Annotated in this window: 1 protein-coding gene; it reads left to right on the forward strand. The window is 66.5% G+C overall.

Translation table 11 applies throughout. The features are described 5' to 3' along the window. The first annotated feature begins 82 nt into the window (after positions 1–82). Positions 83–1,306, forward strand: a complete 1,224-nt coding sequence (locus G582_RS0113325; RefSeq protein ID WP_028840231.1) for an ISL3 family transposase — start codon at positions 83–85, stop codon at positions 1,304–1,306. The last annotated feature ends 3 nt before the right edge of the window (positions 1,307–1,309 follow it).

Below are 1,309 nucleotides of genomic sequence, written 5' to 3' on the forward strand. Positions count from 1 at the left end.
GGTTCTTCTCCCAACTGAGGGAGAGGCGCACGGCCGACCGGTCAGACTTGCTGTTCTCGAGGCAACAAACTGAAGGTCGGCCGTGGCCGAACAAGATTGTATGTCCCGGCTTGGTGGCTGGGAGGGATACCGCGTCCGCAAGTGGCGCCATGAGCCGCGCGGGGAGCGGCGTTGGCTGGTCATCGAGCTGGAGCCGCTCCGGCAAGCGCAACATTGTTGCGTGGGTTGCGCCCAGGTCGTGGCGGCCGTCCATGATCGGACGATGCGGTGTGTTCGGGATCTGCCGGTGTTTGGCGATCCGGTGGAGTTGCATGTCCCGCGTCTGCGACTGGCGTGCCCGCGTTGCGGGCCGCGGCTGGAGCGCCTCGAGTGGCTTGATCCCCATTGCCGGGTGACCCGGCGTCTGGCCGAGAGCGTCGCCCGCCTGTGCGCGGTGACCTCAGTGCTGCATGCCGCGCGCTGGCATGGCATCGACTGGAAGACCGCCAAGGCCATCGACTTCCGGGCGCTGGAGCGCAGCGTGGGGCCCGTGGACCTGGATGGCGTCCGGCGTCTGGCGATGGACGAGTTCGCGATCCAGAAGGGCCACCGCTACGCCACCGTGGTGGTCGATGTGGAGCGCAAGCGGGTGCTGTGGGTGGGGCGCGGCCGCTCGCGGGCTGAGGTTAGACCGTTCTTCGAACTGCTCGGCCCTGCGCGCTGCGCCCGCATCGAGGCCGTGGCCATGGACATGAACACGGCCTACGACTTGGAAGTGCGCCAGCACTGCCCGAACGCCCGGGTGGTCTACGACCTGTTCCACGTCATCGCCAAGTATGGCCGCGAGGTGGTCAGCCGCGTGCGGGTGGATGCGGCCAACCGACTGCGCCACGACAAGCCGGCCCGCAAGGTCGTCAAGCGGGCGCACTGGCTCCTGCTGCGCAATCCGGAAACACTCAAGAAGACAGAACAGGTGCGGTTGGACGAGGTGCTGGCTGCCAACCAGTCACTACTGGCGGTCTACGTGATGAAGGAACAACTCAAGGCACTCTGGTCGGCACCCACCGCCTGGGCCTGGAGGCGCGCCTGGACGCAATGGCTGCGCCACGCCCGGGAAAGCGGCATCCCGGCATTGATGCACTTCGCCAAATGCCTGCGCCCCTACTGGCGCGGCATCCTCAGCCGAGTCCGCTGGCCGATGCACACCGGCCTCGTCGAAGGCATCAACAACCGCATCAAGGTCATCAAGCGCATCGCTTACGGCTACCGCGATGACGACTACTTCTTCCTCAAGATCCGGGCCGCCTTCCCCGGAGTTGGGAGATGAACC

Origin of the sequence: Thermomonas fusca DSM 15424, assembly GCF_000423885.1 — a bacterium.
Classification (GTDB): domain Bacteria; phylum Pseudomonadota; class Gammaproteobacteria; order Xanthomonadales; family Xanthomonadaceae; genus Thermomonas; species Thermomonas fusca.